At 69.5% G+C, this 23,351-nt stretch carries 23 protein-coding genes, 1 other RNA gene and 3 pseudogenes; 11 read left to right on the top strand and 16 right to left on the bottom strand.

All coding sequences use genetic code 11. From position 1 onward, the window contains the following. Window positions 1-18: 18 nt before the first annotated feature. Both STRAU_RS44710 and rnpB read left to right on the top strand, forming a co-directional pair. Window positions 19-801 (top strand): annotated as a pseudogene (locus STRAU_RS44710) (DMT family transporter); the annotation flags it as partial. 118 nt (window positions 802-919) lie between these two features. Further along, an RNA gene (gene rnpB, locus STRAU_RS39140) (RNase P RNA component class A) lies at window positions 920-1,333 on the top strand. A gap of 171 nt (window positions 1,334-1,504) precedes the next feature. Here rnpB and STRAU_RS23545 read toward each other — a convergent pair. Continuing rightward, the gene (locus STRAU_RS23545; RefSeq protein WP_158692115.1) at window positions 1,505-2,104 is read right to left on the bottom strand and encodes a hypothetical protein; all 600 of its coding nucleotides are present in this window, start codon (window positions 2,102-2,104) and stop codon (window positions 1,505-1,507) included. Between the two features lie 368 nt (window positions 2,105-2,472). On the opposite strand from STRAU_RS23545, the gene STRAU_RS40480 reads away from it, so the two are divergent. The 4 genes and pseudogenes from STRAU_RS40480 to STRAU_RS40470 all read left to right on the top strand — a co-directional run bounded on the left by STRAU_RS40480 (window position 2,473) and on the right by STRAU_RS40470 (window position 8,602). Continuing rightward, window positions 2,473-3,204, top strand: a complete 732-nt coding sequence (locus tag STRAU_RS40480) for a class F sortase (protein WP_078621424.1) — start codon at window positions 2,473-2,475, stop codon at window positions 3,202-3,204. Window positions 3,205-3,518: 314 nt separating this feature from the next. Then, window positions 3,519-3,758: pseudogene (locus STRAU_RS40475) on the top strand (ISKra4 family transposase); the annotation flags it as partial. 1,146 nt (window positions 3,759-4,904) lie between these two features. Beyond that, window positions 4,905-6,668, top strand: coding sequence for a dynamin family protein (locus STRAU_RS23530; RefSeq protein ID WP_158692114.1), 1,764 nt, complete (start codon window positions 4,905-4,907; stop codon window positions 6,666-6,668). Further along, window positions 6,665-8,602: a dynamin family protein gene (locus STRAU_RS40470; protein ID WP_078621422.1), complete on the top strand. Its 1,938-nt coding sequence runs from the start codon at window positions 6,665-6,667 to the stop codon at window positions 8,600-8,602. The genes STRAU_RS23530 and STRAU_RS40470 overlap by 4 nt, the downstream gene beginning before the upstream one ends. A gap of 105 nt (window positions 8,603-8,707) precedes the next feature. On the opposite strand, the gene STRAU_RS23520 is transcribed toward STRAU_RS40470, so the two are convergent. The 7 genes from STRAU_RS23520 to STRAU_RS23490 form a co-directional block, all read right to left on the bottom strand. Then, the gene (locus tag STRAU_RS23520; protein WP_037661399.1) at window positions 8,708-9,073 is read right to left on the bottom strand and encodes a hypothetical protein; all 366 of its coding nucleotides are present in this window, start codon (window positions 9,071-9,073) and stop codon (window positions 8,708-8,710) included. 18 nt (window positions 9,074-9,091) lie between these two features. Then, entirely contained in the window at window positions 9,092-9,325 is a 234-nt protein-coding gene (locus tag STRAU_RS23515; protein WP_016642879.1) for a hypothetical protein, read from the bottom strand. Between the two features lie 1,059 nt (window positions 9,326-10,384). Beyond that, a complete protein-coding gene (locus STRAU_RS23510) occupies window positions 10,385-10,831 on the bottom strand; it encodes a hypothetical protein (protein ID WP_037661397.1) in 447 nt (148 codons plus the stop codon). Between the two features lie 212 nt (window positions 10,832-11,043). After that, window positions 11,044-11,544 (bottom strand): SRPBCC family protein, encoded by a 501-nt coding sequence (locus STRAU_RS41630; protein ID WP_016642877.1) that lies wholly within the window; start codon window positions 11,542-11,544, stop codon window positions 11,044-11,046. Then, window positions 11,541-12,377 (bottom strand): ABC transporter permease, encoded by an 837-nt coding sequence (locus tag STRAU_RS23500; RefSeq protein ID WP_016642876.1) that lies wholly within the window; start codon window positions 12,375-12,377, stop codon window positions 11,541-11,543. The genes STRAU_RS41630 and STRAU_RS23500 overlap by 4 nt, the downstream gene beginning before the upstream one ends. After that, the gene (locus tag STRAU_RS23495) at window positions 12,374-13,027 is read right to left on the bottom strand and encodes an ABC transporter ATP-binding protein (RefSeq protein WP_016642874.1); all 654 of its coding nucleotides are present in this window, start codon (window positions 13,025-13,027) and stop codon (window positions 12,374-12,376) included. Before STRAU_RS23495 ends, STRAU_RS23500 begins: the two co-directional genes overlap by 4 nt. A 54-nt stretch (window positions 13,028-13,081) precedes the next feature. Beyond that, window positions 13,082-14,218, bottom strand: a complete 1,137-nt coding sequence (locus tag STRAU_RS23490; protein ID WP_106968015.1) for a polyprenyl synthetase family protein — start codon at window positions 14,216-14,218, stop codon at window positions 13,082-13,084. Between STRAU_RS23490 and STRAU_RS44705 the strand changes: the two are divergent. Next, window positions 14,193-14,843, top strand: a pseudogene (locus STRAU_RS44705) (SAVMC3_10250 family protein); the annotation flags it as partial. The gene STRAU_RS23490 and the pseudogene STRAU_RS44705 overlap by 26 nt on opposite strands. 41 nt (window positions 14,844-14,884) lie before the next feature. Continuing rightward, window positions 14,885-15,301 (top strand): SAVMC3_10250 family protein, encoded by a 417-nt coding sequence (locus STRAU_RS44700; RefSeq protein ID WP_016642872.1) that lies wholly within the window; start codon window positions 14,885-14,887, stop codon window positions 15,299-15,301. 72 nt (window positions 15,302-15,373) lie between these two features. On the opposite strand, the gene STRAU_RS23480 is transcribed toward STRAU_RS44700, so the two are convergent. Then, on the bottom strand, window positions 15,374-16,258 hold the full coding sequence (locus STRAU_RS23480; protein WP_037661394.1) for a glycosyltransferase family 2 protein: 885 nt from the start codon (window positions 16,256-16,258) through the stop codon (window positions 15,374-15,376). Between the two features lie 406 nt (window positions 16,259-16,664). On the opposite strand from STRAU_RS23480, the gene STRAU_RS23475 reads away from it, so the two are divergent. Next, complete coding sequence (locus STRAU_RS23475; RefSeq protein ID WP_016642869.1) at window positions 16,665-17,132, top strand: hypothetical protein; 468 nt, start codon at window positions 16,665-16,667, stop codon at window positions 17,130-17,132. Window positions 17,133-17,315: 183 nt separating this feature from the next. Next, window positions 17,316-18,239 (top strand): phosphotransferase family protein, encoded by a 924-nt coding sequence (locus STRAU_RS23470; RefSeq protein WP_037661416.1) that lies wholly within the window; start codon window positions 17,316-17,318, stop codon window positions 18,237-18,239. 18 nt (window positions 18,240-18,257) lie between these two features. On the opposite strand, the gene STRAU_RS23465 is transcribed toward STRAU_RS23470, so the two are convergent. From STRAU_RS23465 to STRAU_RS23450, 4 genes are all read right to left on the bottom strand, one after another. After that, complete coding sequence (locus STRAU_RS23465) at window positions 18,258-18,620, bottom strand: DUF4180 domain-containing protein (RefSeq protein ID WP_016642867.1); 363 nt, start codon at window positions 18,618-18,620, stop codon at window positions 18,258-18,260. A gap of 25 nt (window positions 18,621-18,645) precedes the next feature. After that, a complete protein-coding gene (locus tag STRAU_RS23460; protein ID WP_016642866.1) occupies window positions 18,646-19,485 on the bottom strand; it encodes an SAM-dependent methyltransferase in 840 nt (279 codons plus the stop codon). A gap of 11 nt (window positions 19,486-19,496) precedes the next feature. Further along, window positions 19,497-19,952: a MazG-like family protein gene (locus STRAU_RS23455; protein ID WP_016642865.1), complete on the bottom strand. Its 456-nt coding sequence runs from the start codon at window positions 19,950-19,952 to the stop codon at window positions 19,497-19,499. A 124-nt stretch (window positions 19,953-20,076) separates the two neighbouring features. Further along, window positions 20,077-20,628, bottom strand: coding sequence for a DoxX family protein (locus STRAU_RS23450; protein WP_016642864.1), 552 nt, complete (start codon window positions 20,626-20,628; stop codon window positions 20,077-20,079). Window positions 20,629-20,791: 163 nt separating this feature from the next. Between STRAU_RS23450 and STRAU_RS23445 the strand changes: the two genes are divergently transcribed. After that, window positions 20,792-21,115, top strand: a complete 324-nt coding sequence (locus tag STRAU_RS23445; protein WP_016642863.1) for a nuclear transport factor 2-like protein — start codon at window positions 20,792-20,794, stop codon at window positions 21,113-21,115. 37 nt (window positions 21,116-21,152) lie between these two features. Here STRAU_RS23445 and STRAU_RS23440 read toward each other — a convergent pair whose 3' ends face one another. The 3 genes from STRAU_RS23440 to STRAU_RS23430 all read right to left on the bottom strand — a co-directional run. Next, the gene (locus STRAU_RS23440; protein WP_016642862.1) at window positions 21,153-22,037 is read right to left on the bottom strand and encodes a PhzF family phenazine biosynthesis protein; all 885 of its coding nucleotides are present in this window, start codon (window positions 22,035-22,037) and stop codon (window positions 21,153-21,155) included. Between the two features lie 74 nt (window positions 22,038-22,111). After that, window positions 22,112-22,576: a lamin tail domain-containing protein gene (locus STRAU_RS23435; protein ID WP_037661391.1), complete on the bottom strand. Its 465-nt coding sequence runs from the start codon at window positions 22,574-22,576 to the stop codon at window positions 22,112-22,114. Window positions 22,577-22,744: 168 nt separating this feature from the next. Then, window positions 22,745-23,351 (bottom strand): SDR family oxidoreductase (locus STRAU_RS23430; RefSeq protein ID WP_037661388.1); only part of this gene is annotated, 607 nt, incomplete at its 5' end.

Here is a 23,351-nt window from a genome sequence, read left to right as displayed (position 1 = left end):
CCGTCCGAAACTCGCCCCATGACTGCACGCGGCTGGCTTCTCTTTTCCCTCATGGGCGTCCTGTGGGGCATCCCGTACCTCATGATCAAGGTGGCGGTGGACAGCGATCTGACGCCGTCGATGGTGGTGTTCACGCGCTGCGCGCTGGGCGCCGCGCTGCTGCTTCCCTTCGCCCTGCGCCAGGGCGGCATGCCGGCCGTGCTGCGCACGCACTGGCGCCCGATGCTGGCGTTCGCGTGCGTGGAGATCCTGGGCCCGTGGTGGACCCTGACGGACGCGGAACGCCACCTGTCGAGCTCGACGGCGGGCCTGCTGATCGCCGCCGTCCCCATCATCGGCGCGCTCCTGGCCCGCTTCTTCGGCGACACCGAGCGCCTCGGCCCGCGCCGCGTGACGGGCCTGGCCCTGGGCTTCTCGGGCGTCGCGGTGCTCACGATCCCGCACCTCACCGGCGGCGACGCGTGGTCCCTGACGGAGGTCATGATCACGGCGCTCGGCTACGCGATCGCCCCGCTGATCGTGGCCCGCCACCTCAAGGACGTACCGACGCTGCAACTGATAGCGCCCTGCCTGACGCTCGCGGCCGTCGTCTACGCCCCCGCGGCGGCGGCGACCTGGCCGGACGAGGTCCCCGACGGACCGACCCTGGCGGCCCTGGCGGGCCTCGGGGTCATCTGCACGGCCCTCGCCTTCATCGTCTTCCTCGAACTGATCCGTGAGGCGGGGCCGACCCGCGCGGTGGTCTTCACGTACATCAACCCGGCGGTCGCGGCGGCCGCGGGCTTCACCTTCCTCTCGGAATCCCTCACCCCGTCCTTCGCGGCCGCCTTCACGCTGATCCTCGCGGGTTCGTTCCTGGCCACGGCCGCCTCGGGCCCGCGGCCCGCACCGCGGCGGGTACCATGGTCGACACGGCAGACGAGCCGGGCGGACGGCCGCGTGGAGGTTCTTGTGGACCTCCCCGAGGAACGTCCGGGCTCCACAGGGCAAGGTGGTGGCTAACGGCCACCCGGGGTGACCCGCGGGACAGTGCCACAGAAAACAGACCGCCCGACGCTCCGGCGCCGGGTAAGGGTGAAACGGTGGTGTAAGAGACCACCAGCGCCTGAGGTGACTCAGGCGGCTAGGTAAACCCCACCTGGAGCAAGGTCAAAAGGAAGCGCCCCTTCGCGAGAAGAGGCGGTTCTGCGCGGACGACCGAGGGCTGCCCGCCCGAGTCCGCGGGTAGACCGCACGAGGCCGGCAGCAATGCCGGCCCTAGATGGATGGCCGTCGCCGAGGGCCCCGCGAGGAGCCCTCGGAACAGAACCCGGCGTACAGCCCGACTCGTCTGCCTTTCTGCTTCCGGCCTGGGCGGGACGCTCCTGCCAACCAGCCGCAGCACCGCGGCAGTTCGCGGGCAGTTCGCGGGCCCTGAGACTCTTCGGTTCTCGACGCGGTATGTGGGCGCGGGCTGCCCAGCCCGTGTGGGCAGCCCGTAGCCGTGCCGGCGGTATGGGGCCGATCAGCAGTTCCTCCTCTTCGCCTGGCGGCGCAGCACGTAGACGGCGCCGCCGCCGGCCGCGAGCACCCCGAGCCCGAGGAGCCCTGCGGCAGTGCCGTCCTGAGCCGAGCCGCCGACTCCGGTGTTCACGGGCCCGGTGGGGGATTTATGGTGTTCGGCCACTTTGACGGCTCGCTGGGGAGGTGTTCTGTGGCGTTCCGTTACCTTGATGGCTTGTTGGGGAGGTGTGTGGCCCGGTCGGGCGGGCGCCCCCTTCAGCACGGTGAAGTCGACGGTGAAGTCGGCGCCCGTGTCGCACATGATCGTGACGGTGTTCGTCCCCAGCTGGGCGCTCCCTGCGACCGTGAAGCGTCCGGAGGGATGAGTGTCACCGGGCCCCTTGGTCAAGGGGAACGTGCCGCGCGCCGCCGTGGTGGAACCGGTGGCGTGGATGGCGTGGTTGCCGCAGGCGTGAGCAGTGACCTTCGCCTGGGCGTACTGCTGAACCCTGGGAGGGTCGACGACGACCTCGTTGGGGAGAGCGAGGGCGGAGGCGGGGAGCGACAGGGCTGCCGTTGCCGTGATGAGCGCCACGGCATGGAACATGCGTGATTCGCGCACGTTGAGTCTCCGTTCAGTTCCTTCGGGTAGCTGGCCCCTGGGCGCGGCGCACGGGTCGATGAATCGTGCGGTCGAGCAAAGGGATGGCGTCGATAACCTCCCACTTAGGTGACTTGTCGACTTACGTGTCCGAGTCGATTCATTCACATGCCTCGCCGCTGGGCCGGTTGCCGCTCGAAATTCCCTGGTCGGACGGAGGGTTAATTCTTCTGAAGCCCGACGTTGAGCCGAACGAACTACCGTCTGATGGCGGTGCGTGGAAAACAATTCGCCTCGATGACACGCTGCCAGATATGCGGTGAAAGGATTGGCGGGTGTTATCCTCGGCCGCGTTTCGTAGACCCCTTATCAGGTGATCACGAGGCCCTATGCGCCACCCGCGAAATGCACGCCCCGGACGCCCGCCCGCGCAGTCTCGGGCCAACCGTCCGCCTTCTGCCCGGTCTCGGCGCTCGAGGGGGGCCCGACTCACGCTGCGCGGCCGTCGCGTACTCGCCTGCTGCGCGGCCGTATTCATCGTCGTCGGACTCGTCCTGACCGCACGCGCCTTGTTCGGGGAGGCGGGCCCTCCGCAGCCGCCGCAGTCCCAGGCGCCAGGTCGGGCCGGTAAGGAGGTCGGCGACCCGCCTGCCGCCGCTCCTCTTCCTCCCTCGAAGCCTGTAGGGCTCCGGATCCCCTCGATCAGTGTTTCCGCCCCTGTTGCGGACGTCGGACTGCGGCGCGACGGCCAGATCCAGGAACCACCACCCGAAAAACGCAACTTGACGGCCTGGTACCGGGATTCGCCGTCACCTGGCTCTGCCGGTACCGCCGTCATTGTCGGTCACGTCGATGACAGCGGCGGACCAGCGGTCTTTTACGGCCTCGGGGCGCTCCGCGCAGGGAGCTCCATCGAGGTCCGGCGGCGTGACGGCAAAACAGCCGTGTTCCGCGTCTATGGAGTGAAAGCGCACTCCAAGCGGGCCTTCCCGGTACGTGAGGTCTACGGTGACAGGGGCCGCCCGGAATTGCGCCTCATTACCTGCGGCGGAACCTATTCAAAGAAGGCCGGGTACTCGGGGAACGTTGTGGCATATGCCTATCTGGTGGGAACTCGCTGAGACGCCCCCCCACTGGCCGGCAGTGAGCAGCCGTTGCGCCAACGCGCGGCCTGCGCAGCGTCATGTCACAGTCAGTGAGCCCGAGAAGACACGGGGACGAGTTGGGCCCCTATCCATCGCCGTTCCGGGGCTCGCCCTGAAGCGTGAGACGGGCTTCCGCTCGCGTCCGCGCGGCTCGCGCCGGAGGTCGCGTCCGAGGCCGACCTGCAGATTCTGGCGGTCGCGCTTCGGGTGGAGCTGGAGGCGTACGACCGGCCCGGCTTCGCCGACCGGTTGCAGACCGCGGGGCGGGGCGCGGAGGCGACCGAATCGCCCTGGCCGCGGGTCGGCCGACCGCCACCGGCGCCATCGAAGGCGCCTGCTGGCATCTGATCGGTGACCGCCTCGACATCACCGGCGCCCGCTGGGGACTCACCGGCGCCGAAGCAGTGCTGAAACTCCGCGCATTGATCGACAACGGCGACCTCGACGCCTACTGGCGCTACCACGCACGCCGCGAGCACCAGCGGCTTTGTCCCTCACCCAGCCAGCAGGAATTCGACCTCACCGCCTGAACGCGAGGTTTCCCTTCAGACGAACTGCACCCATCTCGGATGTGCACCGGATGCGTATGGCGAAGGATCACTCGACGTGTTCGCACAGCTCAGGCACCCTTGCGGCAGAGAGGCGGCCACAATCCCCGGCGTACAGCCCGACTCGTCGGGTGGACTTGAAAGTATCGTCCGGGCTGTCCCCTCTGCGAAGTGGACTGATCTCGGCCCTTGCGCTGCCTGGTTCGGGCCGCGGCATCCGCATTCGGCAAGCCGTCAGCTACGGCGCACACGGCCGTCGGTCGAGAGCCCCTCCGCGTCGAGCACCGCATCATCCAGCCGACGATCCGCCAGTGGTCGGGGTCGTGCACGGTCAGGGACCGCGGAACACGATGAAGGGTCCCCGGGTGAGTCCGTGGACGTAGGTCTCGGCGCCGGCTAGAAGCCGCAGGTGCTCCTCCGTGCACGCGGCCACCAACAGACCGGGCTGGGCGAGCACGGTGTGGATGCGGGGGCGCAACTGCGCCGCGAGTTGGGGTACAGGTAGGAATCGTGTCACCGATCCTGCTGGCTAATTCCGTTGCGGTCGGTTGTGATGCTCGTCGGTCGTGTAGCGGTCGTGCTCTTGCGTCTGCGGCCGCAGGGTGGGGTGTCCGATGCGGGCGCAACCGTGGCCGCAGGCGCCGGACACGACCGGGTGGGCAGCGAGGACCGCGCTTGCGCAGGCGGACACGAGGGCGATGAGGTCCTGGATGGAGCGGCCGAGCCGGCCCAGCGAAGGGACGACGAGGGGGTCCGCCTCGTGCAGATAGTAGAGGGCCCTCCACCTGGCCCAGCTCGACGGCCAAGGCCACCGTCCGCTGCGGACCATGGCCACCGACGAGCCCGGCGCCGAGCTGTAGAGCGCGATCGGCGCCCTTGGCGGGAGTGAGGTCGCGTGCGCCGGAGCGCGTATGGGCCATGTACGCCGATGACGTCGCTCAGGTATCGCGCTAGCTTCTCTGCCAGGTCCAGAACCGGGGGAGGGAAGCGTGACCGGGAAGCGGGCACGTTTGCGAGATTACTGGACGTGCACCAGGTGCTTCACGGGCGCAGACTCACATGACAGAAAACCATCGTGTGTCTCAGTCACAGGATCAGCCGGGTCAAGTCGGAAGAGCCGTCCGGGACATGTGGCTGCAGCGGTTACGGACTCTTGCCGATCAATTCGACCTGACAGCACTGGCCTCGGACCTTGAGACGCTGGAGCGCCGAAGGCGACGTGAGCGCTACCAGATAGCCATCGTCGGGCGTCTCGGCCGCGGCAAAACGCTTCTTGTGAACCGGCTGGCAGGGAAGACGCTTCTTCCGCTGGGCCAGCCGACATCCGTGCCGGTAAGTGTATTCGTCACCGATACGCCGCCGTGCATCGAGATCGAGTGGGCTGACGATCGTCCGGCTGAGCGCCGCAATCTTGACGAAGTATGTTGGTCCCCTTTGCTCACCGGCGAGAACGAATTGCCCACGGCCATCAGGATGTGCTTGGGCGGCGGGACATCCCTGCCGGCAGGGCTGGAGTTGGTTGATACGCCTTCCGCAGTGGACAGCGACGGGGCCGCGGCAATTCGGCTGGGTGAGGTCATCAGGAGTAGCGACCTGGCGCTGCTCGTCGTCTCGGCGACCGCTCCTATGGGCGCAGCCGAGATCCATTTTCTGGCAGAGGAGATCAAAAGGGCGCATGTTGGAGGCGTCCTCGTGGTCGTTACCAAGCTCGACGCCATACCCAGGCACGAGCGCTACAGAGTGCTGACATTCGTACGAGAGCGCACACAGGAAGTCTACCGAAAGGCAGATGTGGTTAGTGGTCCTGGGCCGTCCGAAAGTGAGGAACAACTGGACCAGCTCCGTGAGCTGCTCATCGCCGACATCGGCAGGAATAGCGTGGAACGCCAAAGGGATATGAAATTCGACTTTCAACTGTATGACCTTGTTCGGGAAGTGGGCAGAACTGGAGAAGCGGCAGCGGAAGCCGCACGTCTACAGGCATCGGAACGCGTATCACGTCTGGAAGAGACGGCTAAGCTGGCCGAACGTGCCCTGAGGTCCGGCGAGATCCAGTTGGAGCTCGAGCGTCGACGCGAACGCGCTGTCCAACGATGCAGGGATGGCCTGTCGACTCGCGCGGAAGCGATTGCACGTGAGCTGGAGGGTGACCTCCGCAGCATCCCCGAGTCGGACAACTGGATATCTCAATGTCTGATCAGGTTGGAGGAGCAACTTGAGGCGTTGGCCGGGTCATCAGTGGCCGAACTGGATGACTTGGTCCAAGGCGATTACTCATGGCTCAGGGGTCGACTGAGGGAATACTTCGAGACATGGCGGTCGGAGGGTCGCCGCCTGGAGACCCTGCATTCAGATCGGCCTGAATTCAACCCGGAGCCACCGCGGATCCCCGAGTATAAGGCCCTGCGCAGATTGGCAAAGCTTATGGAAGCTGTCAGCCGAGCAGCAGTGCCAGTGCTCATTCAGGCAGCTCATGACAGGCTTTCCGATGAGGAAGGCACCAAGATTCGCATGCTGTTCGATGTCATGGTCAGCAACAAGGGCAAGGTGGGCGAGTGGTCGGGGAAGATGGCCGCGCGTGTGATTACCTTTCTGCCGAATCACTTGGCAAGGGCTTCCCGAGACAAGGTCGCGCGCGGCCTCGCGCTCGATGCGAAACGGGCAGCTGAGCACATTGGGGAGGATCTCACCGAGCAGATCCGGGCAGTTTACGAGCAACTGTTTGCCGAGTTTGAGGATTCTCGGAAAAATTGGCGGAAGGCGCAATTGGATTCCATGGAACGCGAGGTCTCCGAGGCTGGAGCGCACTGGGACGTGCTTATCGGCGAAGCAACGTCTCTCGCCGATGAAATTTCTGATGCCTATCCCAGCATTGGGGAGGCCACGGCGTGACGTCCGAGAAGGCAGGAATGAGCTTTGCTTCTTTCGGCGAGGAACGCGAAAACCTCACCCAGGCAACGCTCAAGGTGCAAGCGGTAGCTGCTGCACTGGGGTCGGGCCATCGCGTTCGAGACCTTCAGGCAGTACACGATCGCCTGATCAGCGACAGGTTTCGTGTGCTCTTTGTCGGCAATTTTGACGCGGGCAAGAGCACACTGATCAACGCCATGCTGGGTGATGAAGTTCTTCCAGCGCGCTTTCTTCCGACGACAGGTATCGTCACCGTCGTCCGCTACGGCTCGGAACGACGGGCTTTCTTTTGCCCACCGCACAATTCTGAAGGGCCTACACCGCCTCCCGTCCGTGTTCCGATCAGCGAGTTCGAGAAACATCTGACCATCGCGGAGGACGGAGCGGGACCGAGTCTATACAGCCGAGCCGAGATCGAGTGGCCCGCCGATATCCTGAGAAACGGGGTCGAAATTATCGACTCGCCAGGGTTGGACGACCCGTTGAAAGACGGAGCGGTTCGCATGGAGAGTACGATCCGCCAAGTGGCGGGCGCGGACATAGTCGTATACGTCAGCGCATGCGGCGGGGCAATGGGGCGTGGTGATATGAATTTCATCCATACGTACCTTCACCCGCTTGGTCATCAGGAACTACACATTGTCCTCACGAAGATTGACACGGTTCCTCCCAGTCAGCGCGACAGGTTCGTCAACGCCGCAACGAGGAACCTGACTTCTTTCGCGCCTGCGGAAAGAATCTTCTTCGTAAATGCGCTCGGTGGGCTGGAAGCGCGCATGTCCAGCAACGACGAGCAACTCGTCCAATCCAGCCTGCCAGCACTGGAGAGGAGTATCGAAGAGCACTTGGGCGATCGACGCGGCACCGTGAAGCTGCTGGCGCCAGCAACGGGCATCAAGTACGTGATCGGGGAGATGTCCGAGGTCGTGCGTAAGCGGGAAAATAATCTGGCGCTGCACGCAAGTGAGGTTCGGCAAAATTGCGCGCGCGTGAACGAAATTCTGCCGCTACTGGAACGACAGTGTGATCGTATTGATGAACTTGTCGGATACTATCTGCGGGAAATTGAACCGGAAGTCGAGGAAATTGCCAAGAAGTTCATGCGTGATGCGGCTGAACAATGTCAGGGATGGGTAGGCGACATGCCTGAAGGTGACAGTTTGCGGTTACAGGATGCGATCAGGATGCGAGAGCGACTGGAGGCAGCTGCACGTCGAACCGCAGGTCACCTTGAATCGCGATTCCAGCATGCTTTCACTAAATGGCAAGAGGACGAACTCAACCATCTTCTGCGCAATCGTGTGGCCAGGATGGAGGAAAAGGTCAAGTCGGACCTTCGTGAGTTCCTCGATGTGGTCCATCGAGCGGAGCAGGCCCTCGCCGGAGACCACGCTGTCGAAAGTTCCCCTACTGTCCACGATTCCTCGGCGCTGGATCAGGTTCTCGACGACTTGATAGCACCACTACCCGGGGCCAACCCTGAGGTGGCAGGAGCAAGCGGTGTTTCTCAGCTTCTCTCCCAGCTCTGGTGGACTATATCTGCCGGGCTTGTCCTACTGCTTCTCAGGTCCGTGGCAGTTACGGTCGTGGCGAGGGTACTGACGCAATTCTGGAAGCGACCGGACTCCGCCGTGACGTACGCCGTCGTGTCCGAATTCTCCAGGCAGCTGGGACAAGAAGAACCAAACTGGGGCGTCGCGATCAGGAAAACGGTCGCTAGCGGCCTAGGAGATCTCCAGGCTGCGATCAACAGCGCATTGACCAGCAAGGTTCTGCACATCGGAGAACAGTCCCAAGCGCTCCTTGCCGACATCGAAAGCAACACGGCTGGTCAACGGCTTGCTGGGCTGGCGAACGATCTCGAGCAGGCGGCCGTTGAGGTCGAAGCAACGCTGCAACGTTTGCACCGAGCCTGAGCCGCCACATCGGGGCTTAACCCGTGCCGATACTCAACGAAGCGTCGGCGCACCATAAGGCGAACAACCCCGTCAGCACCGACGCGGTGATCATTTATAGGGCCCTCAGATCGCCAGAACTCCGAAGATCACGACGAAAGCGATTCCGAGGCCGAAGAAGGCCATCTGCGTAGCCGCCGGCAACCGGATGTTCGCCGAGTAGATCGATCTCGTGTCGTCGCCCTCGCTGACCGTGCCGGCGAGGGCCAGGAGCGTACCCACTCCAGCCAGAACTGAAATGGCGTGAGCCAGCCACGCCAATTGCAACCATAAGAGCTCCGAAGGCGTGGCATTGGCGCCGATGTCCTTGGCCAGGCTGATCGTGATGGTGACCACTGCGGTCGTGAGTGTGAGGACGTGCTTACTCGTCTCCGATGCCGCCGCCAGGGCCAACTTTAGCCGCTCTGCCGCCGTTTCTTCGGCTGCTGCCATGGTGACCTTCCTTTGAGATCAGCAGAACGGCCACATGGGGCAGGTGCGGTCCTTGATGGTGCTGAACACAGCCAAGGTGACAGCGGTGAGAGTCCGACGGCGCGTCTCTGTGGCCAACTCGCCCGTGAAGTTCTCGAGCCGTCCAGTCGCTATGGACAGTTGGGCTTCGGGGTCAGCCTGCGCCATAAGTTCGTCGAAGCCGCCTTGCACAAACCGCTCGTACGTCGGCCGAGCCTCTTCGGTGATGGGCACACCGCTGAGTCCGCGCTGGGCGGCAGCATTGAACTCCCCGGCAACTCTGGCTTCCAGATGGCTGGCGGCCCGCCGATTGCCGGTTCGGCTCCTCTGCCTCGGGTTTCCCGCAGACGTCCGGCGACGGCGATTTTCGCTCATGAGCCCCCCTGCGGCATACGCCATAATTCCGTCTGGGCCCCGCCCGTTCCCCGGCACGCCGCACAGGTGCCCTGCGAAGCTATGGGTGAGAGGAACCGTCAGGTAGCTCTGTGACGCTACCCATGAGCTGGCCGACTGTCTGCGGCGGGTTTGGGTTATGGCACACGCTGGGGGGCGTGCGCCCCGGCGGCCGGGACTGCTCAGGAGGTCATCGCCCCGGACAGGTGCCTTATACGCTCCGAAGGGCGGCCCGCTTCCAGGGACGAATTGGGCTCAAGTCCGCCTACGAGATCCGTGACTGGTGTCGCCGCTCGCATTTCAGGGCGCCTACCCGGTCGAGGCGGAGGCTCTGCGGGAGTGGCTGGCCGAGGACGAACGGCGGGCTCGGGGACCTGGGCCAACCGTTGCTCCAAGCTCGTCCTGTAGGCGGGCGACGGCAGGCAGTACTCACCGTCCGGCCTCGCCAGCCACATGTGGGACCTGGCCGACTGGAAGGCCCGGCCCGTAGCCAACCAGGGGACCGCCCAGTGGGTGACCGCAACCGGCGAGACTCTCGCCGACCTGGCATGGCGGGCACTTGGGCACTGGAAGAGGCACCCGAAGGTGAAACCGGGACCGACTGACGCTCAAGGTGCCCGATGCTGCCTGGCTTCAGGATGCCACCGGGGGACTGTCGCTGTCGCGGATGTACACCCGATGTGCATGGCGAGGAATCACTCGGCGCGTGTATGCAGCTCAAGTGCCTCTTCGGCAGTCACCAGCGCACAGCCCGACTCGTCTGCCTTTCTGCTTATGACCAGCGCGTTCCGAGTCGGCTGAAGAGCCGGCACCCGGGCCCCCGGCCCGCCCGGTCACGCCGATGCGGCGGCCCGGACCGTCCGGCCCGGGCCGCCGCACGTTTCTCCTGCGGCCGGCCCTCTAGTCCTCGCCGACCGGACTCACGAACTCAAGGGTCCATGTCTCCTGGAACTCGGGCTTGGGAGCGACGAGCCCGATCTGCGCGCCGCGGTGCCCGGAGCGCCAGGCGAGTCCCTTGTCCGACAGGATCTTGACGCCGCCGATGACCCGCTCGAAGGTGAACTTCGCCCACTCCTCGCGCGGGACGGAGTTGACGTAGAGCTTGTCCTCGGGGACCACGAGCCCCGCCGCCTCGTGGTGGGCCAGGTGGATCAGATAGGGCGCTCCCGGCACGGACTCGGTGGGCTCGATGATCCAGTCCTGCTCGATCGGGAGCGGGTTCATGCGGTCCGTGATGACGGGCGCTCCGTGCTTGAGGGCATACTCCGTGGCTGTCACCAGGGAGCTCGGGCCGATGATGTGCGCGTGGATCTTGTAGATGCCGGGCTGTACCGGGATGTGAGGCATGTACGGGACTTCCTCTCTCACGGTCCATTTCCACCGATGGCGGGACACCACCGGTGCAAGCCCCACCCTCACCGTGCGTCCGGCGGCTACAAAAGCGCAGATACTGCCAAGTCGAGTACGGCGCGGACTAATCGGCCACAGTTGCGAATTTAGGTGAAGGGCGGACAAACTGCGGTGGGGGGAGGCGGAGTTGAGCCTGGTCGGGCTGTCCCCTACCGCGGCCGCCCCGCCGCACCCGCCGCGCTCTCCACCGCCCGCAACCCCGCCCGCATGGCCACCGCGTGGTTCAGGTGGAAGACGGGTCGCGCCAGTGGCATCCAGCGCCGCAGGGCCGGCTTGCGGACGGTGACGTGTTCGGTGAAGTGGGCCACGCAGGACGGGTGTTCGCCGCCGGACCGGGGAGTGCCGCTCGCGTGGGGCGCGGCGGGCGTCACCCGCCAGCGGACGCTGCCCGCGATGTCGCCGTCGAGCGCCGCCTCCAGGACGCCCGCGGCCGGGTCCTCCACCACCGGCGTCAGCCGGAACGTCAGCTCGTAGGGCAGGAAGGAACGGATGACGACCTCGCACTCCCGCTCCGCGGTCTGCCGCACGGAGCGGAAGGACGGCCACCAGGTGGGGTAGGACCCGATGTCGGCGAGCTTCGCGTAGAGGGCCTCGGCCGGGAGCGGTGCCCTCCAGCGGCCCGTGAAGAGGAGGTCGTGGCGGGTGGTCATGTGGCCTCCCCTGCGGGCTGGGACGTATGGGGTGTACGGGGCCGACGCGCCGCACGCCGAGCCCCTCGCGCGCCCAGGTGATCGCGGGTGCGTACGAAGAACGCCGCCGTCCCGAGGGCCCACGCGGCCAGGAACCAGGCGGGCCCCAGCAGCAGATGACCGTACGACGTGTCCGAGGACGTGAAGCCGGCGGTGACGGACACCTGGGTGGGGCCGTACCCGGGCAGGAGCTGGAGGCCGTCCTTGTCCGCCTCCGTGTTGCTCATCGGGTTCTGCAGCATCGTGTCCAGCAGGCTGGCCATGATGATGACGAAGAGCCCGGCCAGGTCGCTGCGCAGGAACGCGCCGAGCAGGATGCCGATGCCTCCGTAGCTCACGGCGGCGGTGAACAGACCGACGGCGAGGAGCCCGGGCCGCACCGGGTCCCAGTACCAGCACACCACGGCTGTCGCGTACGCCGCGATCAGCGCCGAAGCGACCGTCATGGCGACGACCTTGCTCACCAGCAGACAACTCCGGGGATACCCGGCGAGCGCGAGCCGGTGGTCGAAGGCGAGAGCCTTGAACGTCGTCATGAACATCATGAACCCGACGATGAGGGTCACCGTGTTGATGGCCCCGGACACCATGGTCAGGTGACTGCCGTCGACGGTCACGGTGCGACCGGTCGCGCGCAGCAGGAACCGGGCGGGCTCGGGCGTGACGAACCAGTGCTCCAGCGTCAGCCAGAGCGGGATGTAGCCGACGACCAGGACCAGGGCCAGCCGGTTGCGGGCGTGTTCCAGGAGCGCGAATGCGGCGCCGGTGCGCAACACCTCCCAGGCCCGGGTCATCGCGGAACCCCCTGCGCGGCGGCCGGGCGCTCGGCCGCGTTCCAGGGCGCGGCCACGCCGTCCCGCAACCGGTGGACGACGTCGAGGCGCCCGGCGTCCCAGGCCAGATGCGACACGACGAGCACGCAGCGGCCCCGGTCCCGCAGCCGCGCGGCGACGTCCCAGAACTGCAGGTACGTCTCCCAGTCGAAGCCCTGGTACGGCTCGTCGAGCAGCAGCACGTCGGGGTCGTGCATGAGCGCCAGGGTCAGGTTCAGCTTCTGCCGGGTGCCGCCGCTGAGCGCCTCCACCCGGGTGTGCCGGTACTCGGCGAAGTGCAGCTCGTCGAGCAGCTCACCGGCGCGGCCGGTGCCGTCCAGGCGGTAGGCCGTACGGAACCAGCGCAGATGCTGATCGACGGTCAGCGCGTCGTTGAGCACCGTCGCCTGCGGGCAGTACCCGAGCGTGCCGCGCAGCTCCACCTCGCCCGCGTCGGCGGCGATCTGCCCGCTGAGGACGCGCAGCAGCGTGCTCTTGCCCGACCCGTTCTCGCCCACGACGCCCACCAGCGAGCCCGGCTCGACGGTGACCGAGACGCCTCTCAGCACCTTGTGCGACCTGTATGCCTTGTGTACGTCGAGCACGCGCAGGGCGTACGGTCCGGGCGTCACTGCGTCTCTCCTTCTCGTGCGGGGCGGGGTGTGTGGGGCAAGGGGTGCGTGGCGTCAGCGCTCGCGCCGCGACAGGCAGGCGATGAGCGCCTGCCACTGCCGCCGTACGTCCTCGGGGAGTCCCGCCTCGTCCAGGGCGGCCACGGCCGACTTCACCTGGCGGGCCGCGATCGCCTCGGCGCGCTCCCGGCTGTGCGTGGTCTCCAGCAGGCCCATGACCTCCGGTACGCGGTCCGGGGGCAGCGGGGCGGGGCCGAGCAGGGCCGCGAGCCGCCGGCCGTCGGCCGTGTCCGAGCCCGCGGCGAGCAGCAGCGGAAGCGTCTTCTTGCCGCGCACCAGATCCGCGCCGACCGGCTTCCCGGTGAGCGCCCCGTCGCCCCACAGGCCGAGCACGTCGTCGAGGATCTGGAACGCCACGCCGAGATCGCTGCCGGCGCCGCGCAGGGTGCGTACGAGGGGTGGCGGCGCCTGCGCGAGCACGGCGCCGAGCGCCGCCGCGCAGCCGAACAGCGCCCCGGTCTTGCCGCGCGCCATGTGCGTGTACCGGCGTGCGGACACCTCGTGGGCGGACCGGTGCTCCAGCGCGAGATCCTCCGCCTGCCCCGCCACCATCTGCTCCACGGCGGCGATGAGCTCCTCCGTGGCGGCACGGGCCCCGGGCGCCTCGGCGTGGAAGATCGTGGCGACGGCCTGGACGACGAGGGCGTCACCGGCGAGCACGGCGGGCCCGGTGCCGAAGCGGGCCCAGGCGGCGGGCCTGCCGCGGCGCTCGGTGTCGCCGTCCATGATGTCGTCGTGGAGCAGGGACAGCTGGTGCACGAGTTCGACCGACGCGCCGGCGACGGCGGCGAACCGCTCCGGAGCACCGGCCGAGCGCGCCGAAAGGAGCGCCAGCGCCGCCCGGACCCGCTTGCCCGCCCGTGCCACCGACGACCCCTCGCCGGCGTCGCCGCCGTCCCACCCCAGGTGGTAGCGGCACACCGTGGCCACGGACGGGTGCAGCCGGTCCACGGCCTCGCGCAGGACGGGCTCGACGAGCGCCGTCCCCGACCGCAGGAGCGCCAGGAACTCCCCCTGCTCAGACCCGGATTGGGGAGCCCGGCCGTCCGTCCCGGGGCCGGGTCGCCCGGCATCCGACACGTGCCCCGGAGCGCCCGGGAGGCCGATGGTGTGCGGCAGCGTTTCTGTCATCGATTCCTCGGCCCGCCCTGTCGTCGTCCTCGGTGGTCGCCTCGTCCCTCTCCGCCCGCATAACGACGCCGACGATCACGGGTTGTGGCCCGCTCCCGAGGGCGCACGACGTGGGGGCGGGGCGGACGACGGGGGTCGAAGACGGGCACTGAGCGCGGTGGTACGGCGCGAAGCCCCGCCCGGATCGGTCGCTTGTTCCCGGTTCCCGCGTCCGATCCACCCCGGCCTTTCGCCGCGCCACAATGGCACACGCCGGTCCGGGCGACACCGCGTGGAGTCGTCGCGGAGTCGTCGTGGAATCAGCTCACCCCCGAGGAGCGTCGTGCGCGAGCTTGTGTATCTGTCCGACCGGAAGCTGCGGCAGTTCATGCCGGAGCGGCGTCGGCGGCTGGTCCGGGGCGGGTGGCAGGTCACCACTCCGGTGGGCGGCGTGGGTCTGGAGCAGGAGGTGCCGGACGCCGAGCGGGAGCGGGGCGAGCGGCTGCGGCGGATCGTGCGGCACGTGTCCGGTACGGCGGGCTGGTTCGCGGAGCCGGGGCTGCGGGCGGGCGGCTGGGTGCAGTTCGAGGCTCCGCTCAACTTCCGTGTGCTGCGCGACGTCGCGCCGGGGATGGTGCTGTTCGTCGATCCGCCCGGCGCCGTGGACGGGTACGGCAGCGGGGCGCCGTGCGGCTGCTGCTGCACGGTTCGGTGGGTCATCTGGCGGGGGGTCAGGAGCCCGTCGAGGCCGAGCCGCCCGCCCTCGCGGAGGAGGTGCGGCGCCAGGCCGGCGCTTCCAGCGTGGGCGCCACCTGGGTCGAGCTCGTCACCACCCACGCCTCCGCCCTCCTGGGCATCCTCACCGCCCAGCCCGACGCCATCAGCGAGCGGACCCGGGAGCAGGTCCCCGCCCCCGCCAGCCCCGTGACCCTCGTCGAAGGCACGCGGCAGCTCCTCGCCGCCCTCGACCGGCAACTGCCCGTGGAGACGGCCGCCTGGATGCAGGGGTACGCCCGGGTCACCGCCGCCTTGGAGGACGGTGGCTCCGGGGGCGTGCGATACGTCGTCGCCACTCCCTTGTACGTGGAGTACGCGGCCGAGTAGGAGCGGACAGCCGAGCAGGAGTACGCGGCCGAGCAGGAGCACGAGGCGGGGTGGCCGCGAGCCACCCGCCGCTCAGATCAGCGGCGGCCGCCCCAGGCGTGTCATCCGCCACACCGTCGCCCACCGCATCGGCCTGCGCTCGCCCCCCGGCGTACGGAAACCCTCGACGAAGCCGCCCGCCCAGGCGCGCAGGCCGCCCAGGGACCGCGTGCGGGCCAGGGTGAGGAGGGTCCAGACGGTGAGGTAGAGGGGGACGAGGGGGAGCGGGAGGCGGCGGCGGGCGAGCCAGACGCGGTTGCGGGCCGTCATGCGGTGGTAGACGGCGTGCCGGGCGGGGGACGTCTTCGGGTGCTGGAGCAGCAGCGAGGGCTCGTACAGCACCTTCCAGCCCGCGTCGAGCGCGCGCCAGGCGAGGTCCGTCTCCTCGTGCGTGAAGAAGAAGTCCGCGGGCCAGTCGCCGGTCTCCGCCAGCATCTCCATCGAGAAGGCGTGCGCGCCGCCGAGGAAGGACGTGACCAGGCCGCCGCGCATCGGGTCCTTGGCGCGCAGGCGCGGCACATGGCGGCGCTGCGTCTCGCCGTTCTCGTCCGCGATGCGGAAGCCCACGATGCCGAGCCGCGAGTCCTCGGTGAACAGGCGCTGGACGGTGCGGAAGGCGTCGGGGTCGACAAGGAGGCCGTCGTCGTCCAGCTCGATGGCCACGTCCACGTCGCCGAACTCGCGCAGCCGGCGCAGGGCGACGTTGCGGCCGCCGGGGCAGCCCAGGTTCTCGTCGAGCTCGATCGCCGTGACCTCGCCGGGGTACGTGGGGAACTCCGGCAGCGGCGTGCCGTTGCCGACGACGACCAGGCGCGTCGGCGCCACGTCCTGCTTGGCCACGGCCGCGAGGAGGGCGTCGACGTCCTTCGGCCGGTTGCCCATGGTCACGATGGCCACACCCAGGCGCGGTTCGGACAAGGTGTGCCTCCAGGTCGGTCTCGGCCCCGCTCGGTTCCGCTCCGGACCGGTCGGTCCCGGTCACCACGCGGCCTGCGGTCATATCGTCTGACGTTCGTGATGGTAGCCGTTCACTGCCGGGATTCATTCGCGACGCGGGTCGTTCACGTGCCGGGGAGGGGGCGGGTTCACCCGTTGCCCCGCCGGGGCCGCCCATGCCATGGCCGAATTTGGCTGTGACATGTCAAAAATCATGAGGATGTGTCTTGTTGTCCCAAGGGGCCTGTGCCTCAATGACCCCAACCCACATCACTGACTGACCGTCAGGCATGGCGGGCCCATCGGGTCTCGGGCCGCGACGGGGCACTGCGGGCGGCGGTCGGTGGGGCGGGCACCCCACACTCCCCCCATTGAAGGCAGGCCCCCCATGAGGCATGGCAGATTCGCCCTCGGCTCGGCCCTCGGCGCCGGCGCGCTCGCCGTGAGCGCCCTCGTCCTCGCTCCGGCCGCGGGCGCGGTGGAGCCGCAGGAGGCGTCCATCGGCTTCGACTGCGGTTCGTTCGGCTCGGGCACCGCGACGCTCAAGGCCGCGCAGGACGGCACCGCGGCCACCATCGAGGTCTCGACGTCCGCGATCACCGCGCCGGTCGACGTCGGCGCGGGCGCGGTGAGCTCCGAGCTGACGCTCACCAAGAACGGCTCCGGCAGCACGGCGTTCACCGGCAACTCCAACCCGGCGATACCCGCCGGCAGCCCCGTCTCCACCGGCCCGCTGAACGGCACCGTAGCCGCGGGCGACAGCCTGGAGGCCAAGTCCCTGAAGATAGTGGTCTTCGGCATCACGGTGACCTGCAACGCGACGTCGGCACAGTCGCCGGGACCCTTCAAGTTCTGACGGGTTCTGACGAGTTCCGGCAAGATCCGGGTTCGTACGGAACGGCCTCCGAGTCCGTACGCAGACGAGGGCGCCGTGGTCCGGACGGTGGGCCGCGGCGCCCTTCCGCGCACGGCGCCGGGGCGCCGCGTACGGAGGGAAAAGGCGTTGCCGCCGCCGGCTCCGCCCCCTACCGTGCCGATCATGCTGCCCCCCGTGAACACCGACGAGGAATGGGACGCCGTCGTCCCGGACGAAGCCGTCGTGCGGCCCGCCGCCGAGGAGCTGTGCGCCCGGCTCGGCCTCGCGGGGGCGCCGCTCACGCGGTACGCGGAGGGCTCGCAGCCCGTCTACGCGGTGGGGGAGCGGCACGTCCTGAAGCTCTTCCCCGGCGCGGCGGCGGCCGACGGCGCGGCCGAGGCGCGGGTGCTCGGCCACGTACAGGGTCAACTCCCCGTCGACACGCCCCGGTTGCACGACTCCGGCGCGTACGTGAACGGCTGGAGCTATGTCCTCATGTCCCGGCTGCCCGGCGAGGGCCTGCACCTCGCGTGGCCCCGGATCCCGGCGGGTGAGCGGGAGCGGATCGTCGCCCGGGCGGGCGAGGCGCTCGCCGCGCTGCACGCGCTGGGGCACGCGCCGCTCGCGGACGTCCTCGGGCCCGGCGACTGGCGGGAGTTCACCGCGCGGCAGCGCGCGGGCGCCGTCGAGCAGCAGCGCCGGCACGGGCTCGCCGAGAGCTGGCTGGAGCAGATTCCGGACTTCCTGGACGCCGCGCCACTGCCCGAGGAGGCCCAACCCGCTCTGCTGCACACGGAGTTCATGCGCCAGCACCTGCTGGTGGACCCCGACGACGGCCACCGCCTCACCGGACTCTTCGACTTCGAACCCGCGATGATCGGCGACCCGGCCTACGACTTCGTGGGCGTCGGCCTGTTCGTCACGCGCGCGGAGCCGAAGCTGCTCACCCGGTTCACGGCGGCGTACGGACGGACCTTCGAGCCGCGGCTGCTCCTGGCGTACACACTGCTGCACGTGTACAGCAATCTGCCCTGGTACCTGCGGGAACTGCCCGCGCCGCCCGAACCGACGCTCGACGCGCTGGCCGAGGCGTGGTTCGGGCACTGACGCCCAGTACCCGGGGGCTCAGCTCTTGAGGCGCTCCGACAGTTCCTCGTCGTCGGCGACGAACCACGTCTGGCGGCCGCGGTTGCACTCCCGGACGAAGTCCCGCAGGGACGAACTCCCCTCCGTGTGCGCGGAGATGTCGCCGAGGACCACGAGCCCCATGCGGTAGTTCACGAACTTCTGCACGATGTCGCCCGCGACGCGCGTACGCAGCCGGAAGAACGACTCGTCGAACCGCCCCGCGGGGACGACGACCCACTGGGCGCCCTGGTAGGAGGCGTTCCCGATGAGGTCGATGGCATCTTGCTCACCGGCGATCGCCTCGCCCTCGGCCGGGCACATCATGACGGTCACGTCGTGGATCTTCCGCAGGGTGGTCATGGTCGTCGAGGGTAGTTCGGGACGGTCAGCCCTCGGACACCGGCACCAGGGTCAGATACGCGGTGCCGAGCACCCGGCGGTAGCCGCGCAGGAACATGGCGCGGTGCCGGTCGGCGCGGTCGCGCAGGGCGGCGGCCGTCGGACGGCCCGGGTGTGCGGCCAGCCACTCCTCGGTGTCGGCCAGATATCCGGACTCGAACTCCTCCCACTCCTCCTCGCTCGCCGTCTCCACCCACAGCGGGCGGAACCCGGCGGCGACCGCCGCGTCCGCGAGGTCACCCAGGTACAGGTGCTCGTCGGCGCGGGCGTCCGGCCACATCGCGGCCAGCTCGGCGGGCGTGGGCGGGTGCTGCCAGAAGCCCTCGCCGAGCACGACGCGCCCGCCCGGGGCGACCAGACGGCGCAGGGCGTGCAGCGCGTCGGCCGTGTGCGGGGGGTCGGCGTCGGCCGGAAGCAGGGTGTGGGCGGAGCTGAGGCACAGGACGACGTCGGCGGGGCCGCGCGCGGTGTCCGTCGCCGACTCCTCGACGAACGCGACGCGCTCGCCGAGCCCGCGCGCGTGGGCGGCCGCGCGGCCGCGTGCCAGGTCCTCGGCGTTCAGGTCGACGCCCACACCGGTCGCCGCCGGTGCCGCCTCCAGGACGCGGAGCAGCAACTCGCCCCAGCCGCAGCCGAGATCGAGCACCGTCCCCTTCCCGCCCGGGACGCGGTGCAGGGCCTCCGCGGCCCGTCCCGCGATGCGCGCGGCGCGGGCCTCGGAGAGCGGCCCGTGGAAGGTGAGACGGGTCAGCCGCGGCGGGCCGTCGTGGGCCTCCTGGGCCTCGGGTGCTGGTGAGGCGGCGGGGGCGGGCTGTGTCGAGGTCATGAGGGGCGACGCTAGCCCGTCGACCGCGCGGACGCTCCTGGATTTCGGCCGGGCCCCGACGACGACGGCACCGACCTCTTCTCGACCGCGCGCAGACGCTTCGCGAGGGCCTCTTCCGGGGCGGGGGTGAGGGTGCGCAGGGCGACCAGCGCCGTGATCACGACGTCGCAGAGCTCCGACTGGACGTCGTCCCAGGTGTGGGTGGTGCCCTTGCGGGGGTTCTGGCCGGTGGCGCCGATGACGGCCTGGGCGACCTCGCCGGTCTCCTCGGACAGCTTCAGCATGCGCAGCAGCAGGGTCTCGCGGGGCGAGTGCCGGCCGTGCGACTCCAGCCAGCCGTGCAGGCGGTCGACGGTCGCCCAGAGGTCGGTGGGCAGGTCGGCGGGGCCGGGCGCCGGGCCGGGCGCGTGGGCGGGAGCGTGCGCTGCCGCGTCGGTGGCGCGCGGTGCGGGGATCGGGTCGGACATGGGCCGCAGCCTGCCACGGACAGCCACTGCAAAGCCCGTCCGGCGTGTGAGGACGAGCGCGTCAGCGCGATCAGCGGAGGGCCGGGGCAGGCGCAAGGAGCGAAAGGGCGCGGGAGCCCACGCCTCACTCCTCGGGCGGCACGTCCTGCTCAGCGCTCCGCGCCGCGCGTACGTTGCGCCCGCGCGCCCCCACCAGGGCCGCCGTGCCGATCGCCGTCGCGAGCAGCGCGGCCGGGGCCATCCAGGGGCGGTTCAGGACGTCGCCGAGCGCGTGGTCGGCGGAGATCCGGCCCGGACCGGTGACGGCCAGGGCCGCCGCGACCAGGCCGAGCACGGCCGGGTACTCGTATCCGCCGCTCTGGTTGAAGAAGCCGTTCGGCGCGTGCACGGGCGCCGCGCCCGCCATCGCGCCCGCCGCCGCGGACCCCGCCGCCGGAGTGCCGAGGCCGAGCGCGAGCAGCGCGCCGCCGCCCGCCTCCGCGAGCCCCGCGACGACGGCGTTCACCTTGCCGGGTACGTAGCCGACGGACTCGAAGAACGCGCCGGTGCCCTCGATCCCGCCGCCCCCGAACCAGCCGAAGAGCTTCTGCGTCCCGTGGGCGGCGAGCACGCCGCCCGTGCCGACGCGGAGCAGCAGCAGGCCGACGTCGCGCCGGTCGAAACAGGAACAGGTCACGGCAGCTCCCAGAGGAGTCGGGGTCCCCGGAGGAGCGGGGTCGTCTCGCTCCCACCGTCCACCGCGGCGGCGCCGGGCACGCGGTGCGGTCGGCCGGACGGGTGAGGAGCCGTGCGGGGGTTCCTGGGTGGCGGGGCGGGGGGCCCGGTGCGAGCGTGGGCGCATGAGCATTCAGACAAACCGGCTCAGCGACCCCACGGTCCGGGCCTTCGTCAGCGCGGTGAACTCCCACGACCAGGCCGCCTTCCAGGCCCTGCTCACGCCCGACGCGACCATGGCCGACGACGGCTCCGACCGGAACATCGCCGACTGGGCCGACCGCGAGATCTTCTCCTCCAACGGCCACATGGACGTCGAGTCGGAGGCGGACGGCGGGCGCGCGCTCGTGGTCAGCTACCGCAACGACACCTGGGGCGAGATGCGGACGAAGTGGCAGTTCACCGTGGACGACGGGAAGATCTCCCGGTTCGAGACCGGTCAGGCTTGACGGCTTCGGGAGCCCGACCGGTCCGGCGGGCCAGGGTTCAGCCCGGGATGCGTACCGCCGTTCCCGAGACCCGGACCCGCTCGTCCCCCTCCCGCAGCGTCACCGTGAGCACCCCGGGCCGCCCCATGTCCGCGCCCTGGTGGAGCGTCAGCTCCGCCGCGGCCGGGACCAGGCCGAGTTCGCGTGCGTACGCCCCGAACGCCGCCGCGGCCGCGCCCGTCGCCGGGTCCTCGACGACGCCGCCGACCGGGAACGGGTCGCGCGCGTGGAAGACGGTGTCCGACTCCCGCCACACCAGCTGGACGGTGACCAGGTCGAGCCGGAGCATGAGCGCCTTCAGGCGGTCGAAGTCGTAGGCGAGGTCGGCGAGGCGGGCCCGGGTGCCCGCCGCGAGGACCAGGTGCCGGGCGCCCGCGAAGGCGATCCGGGGCGGCAGGCCCGCGTCGAGCTCGTCCGCCCGCCAGCCGAGTGCGGCGAGCGCCTCGTCGACGTCGGCCGCCGCGGCCTCCTCGACGCGTGGTGCCACGCTCGTCAGCGTCGCCCGCAGCGCCCCGCCGGACTCGGCGACGCTGACCGGCACGGTCCCCGCGCGGGTGGCGAACACGAAGTCGCCGGGCCCGTCGCGCTCCGCGAGGGCGACCGCGGTCGCGACCGTGGCGTGTCCGCAGAAGGGGACCTCGGCCTGCGGGCTGAAGTACCGCACGGTGAAGGCGCGGCCATCGGCGCCGAGGGAGGCCGGGCCCGGGGTCAGGAACGCCGACTCGCTGTAGCCGAGCTTCGCCGCGACGGCGAGCATGTCCGCGTCGCCGAGACCGGCCGCGTCCAGGAGGACACCGGCCGGGTTGCCTCCTGCCGGGTCGGTGGCGAAGGCGGTGTAGCGCAGTACGTCGTGGTGGTCCGCGGAGCGGTCGCTGTGGCTCATGACGCACGACAACCGCCGCGTGGCCGGGTCCATTCCCGGCCACGCGGCGGGCACCGAACCGTGCCGTATGTGCCTCAGTGGCAGTTCTTGTACCCGTTGTCCCGGGTCGTCCACGCGCACGAGTCGAGCTGTGAGCCGCTCGGCTTGATGAGCCGGGCCTTGTCGCTGGTGTTGTTCCACACGTGCCAGCCGCGGCCCCAGTAGACGGTGCCGGCGCGGTTGGTGCCCTTGCCGGTGCGGACCTTCACGGTCTTGCCGGCGCCGATCCTGTAGCTGCCGAAGGTGTACGTGTAGCCGGTGTTGTCCTTGAGCTTGTAACCCTTGAGCTGGATGGAGCTCCGGGTGTTGTTGTGGATGTTCACCCACTCACCGTTCACCGAGGTGCGGGAGCTGGAGTCCCGGCCCGGGCTGTCGTACTGGATGTAGCCGAGGTGCAGGCCGCCCTGGTGCCGGGCGGCGGCCGCCGGCGAGGCGGCGAGCAGCGGGGCCGTGAGAGCGGTGGCGGCGAGGACGGCGGTGGCCATCGAACGTATGCGCAAGTTGTGCTCCGAGTGTGAAGTTCTTGTGGAGGGCAGCGAGCTTAGTGCGGCGCCGTACGGCTCATGGCCCGACTCCGGGCATATGACTGGAACTCGGCCCTCCTCGCCGTACTGCAATCGGCCCCACCGGGCCTACGCACGGCCGCGCCGGGCCGCCCTGAGGCGCCGTCAGCCCCGTCCGACGTACGGCATCGCCGTGGCGAGGACCGTCGCGAACTGCACGTTGGCCTCCAGCGGGAGCTCCGCCATGTGCCGCACGGTGCGGGCCACGTCGGCGACGTCCATGACCGGCTCGACGGCCAGTTCCCCGTTCGCCTGGAGGGTTCCGGCGCGCATGCGCTCGGTCATGTCGGTGGCGGCGTTGCCGATGTCGATCTGGCCGACGGCGACGCGGTAGGGGCGGCCGTCCAGGGACAGGGACTTGGTCAGGCCCGTCAGGGCGTGCTTCGTGGCCGTGTACGCGACCGACAGCGGGCGCGGGACGTGCGCGGAGATGGAGCCGTTGTTGATGATGCGGCCGCCCTGCGGGTCCTGCTCCTTCATCAGCCGGAAGGCCGCCTGGGCGCACAGGAACGCGCCGTTGAGGTTGGTGTCGACGACTTGCCGCCACGCGTCGTAGGACAGCTCCTCGACGGGCACGCCGCCGGGGCCGAACGTACCGGCGTTGTTGAAGAGCAGGTCGAGGCGGCCGAAGCGGTCGCGGGCGGCGGCGAAGAGGGCGGTGACGTCGTCGGGGGACGTGACGTCGGTGCGGACGCGGAGGATGCGGGCGGCC

The sequence above is a fragment of the Streptomyces aurantiacus JA 4570 genome (assembly GCF_000414115.1).
Lineage (GTDB): Bacteria > Actinomycetota > Actinomycetes > Streptomycetales > Streptomycetaceae > Streptomyces > Streptomyces aurantiacus_A.
This window is presented reverse-complemented; position numbering and strand designations above follow the sequence as displayed.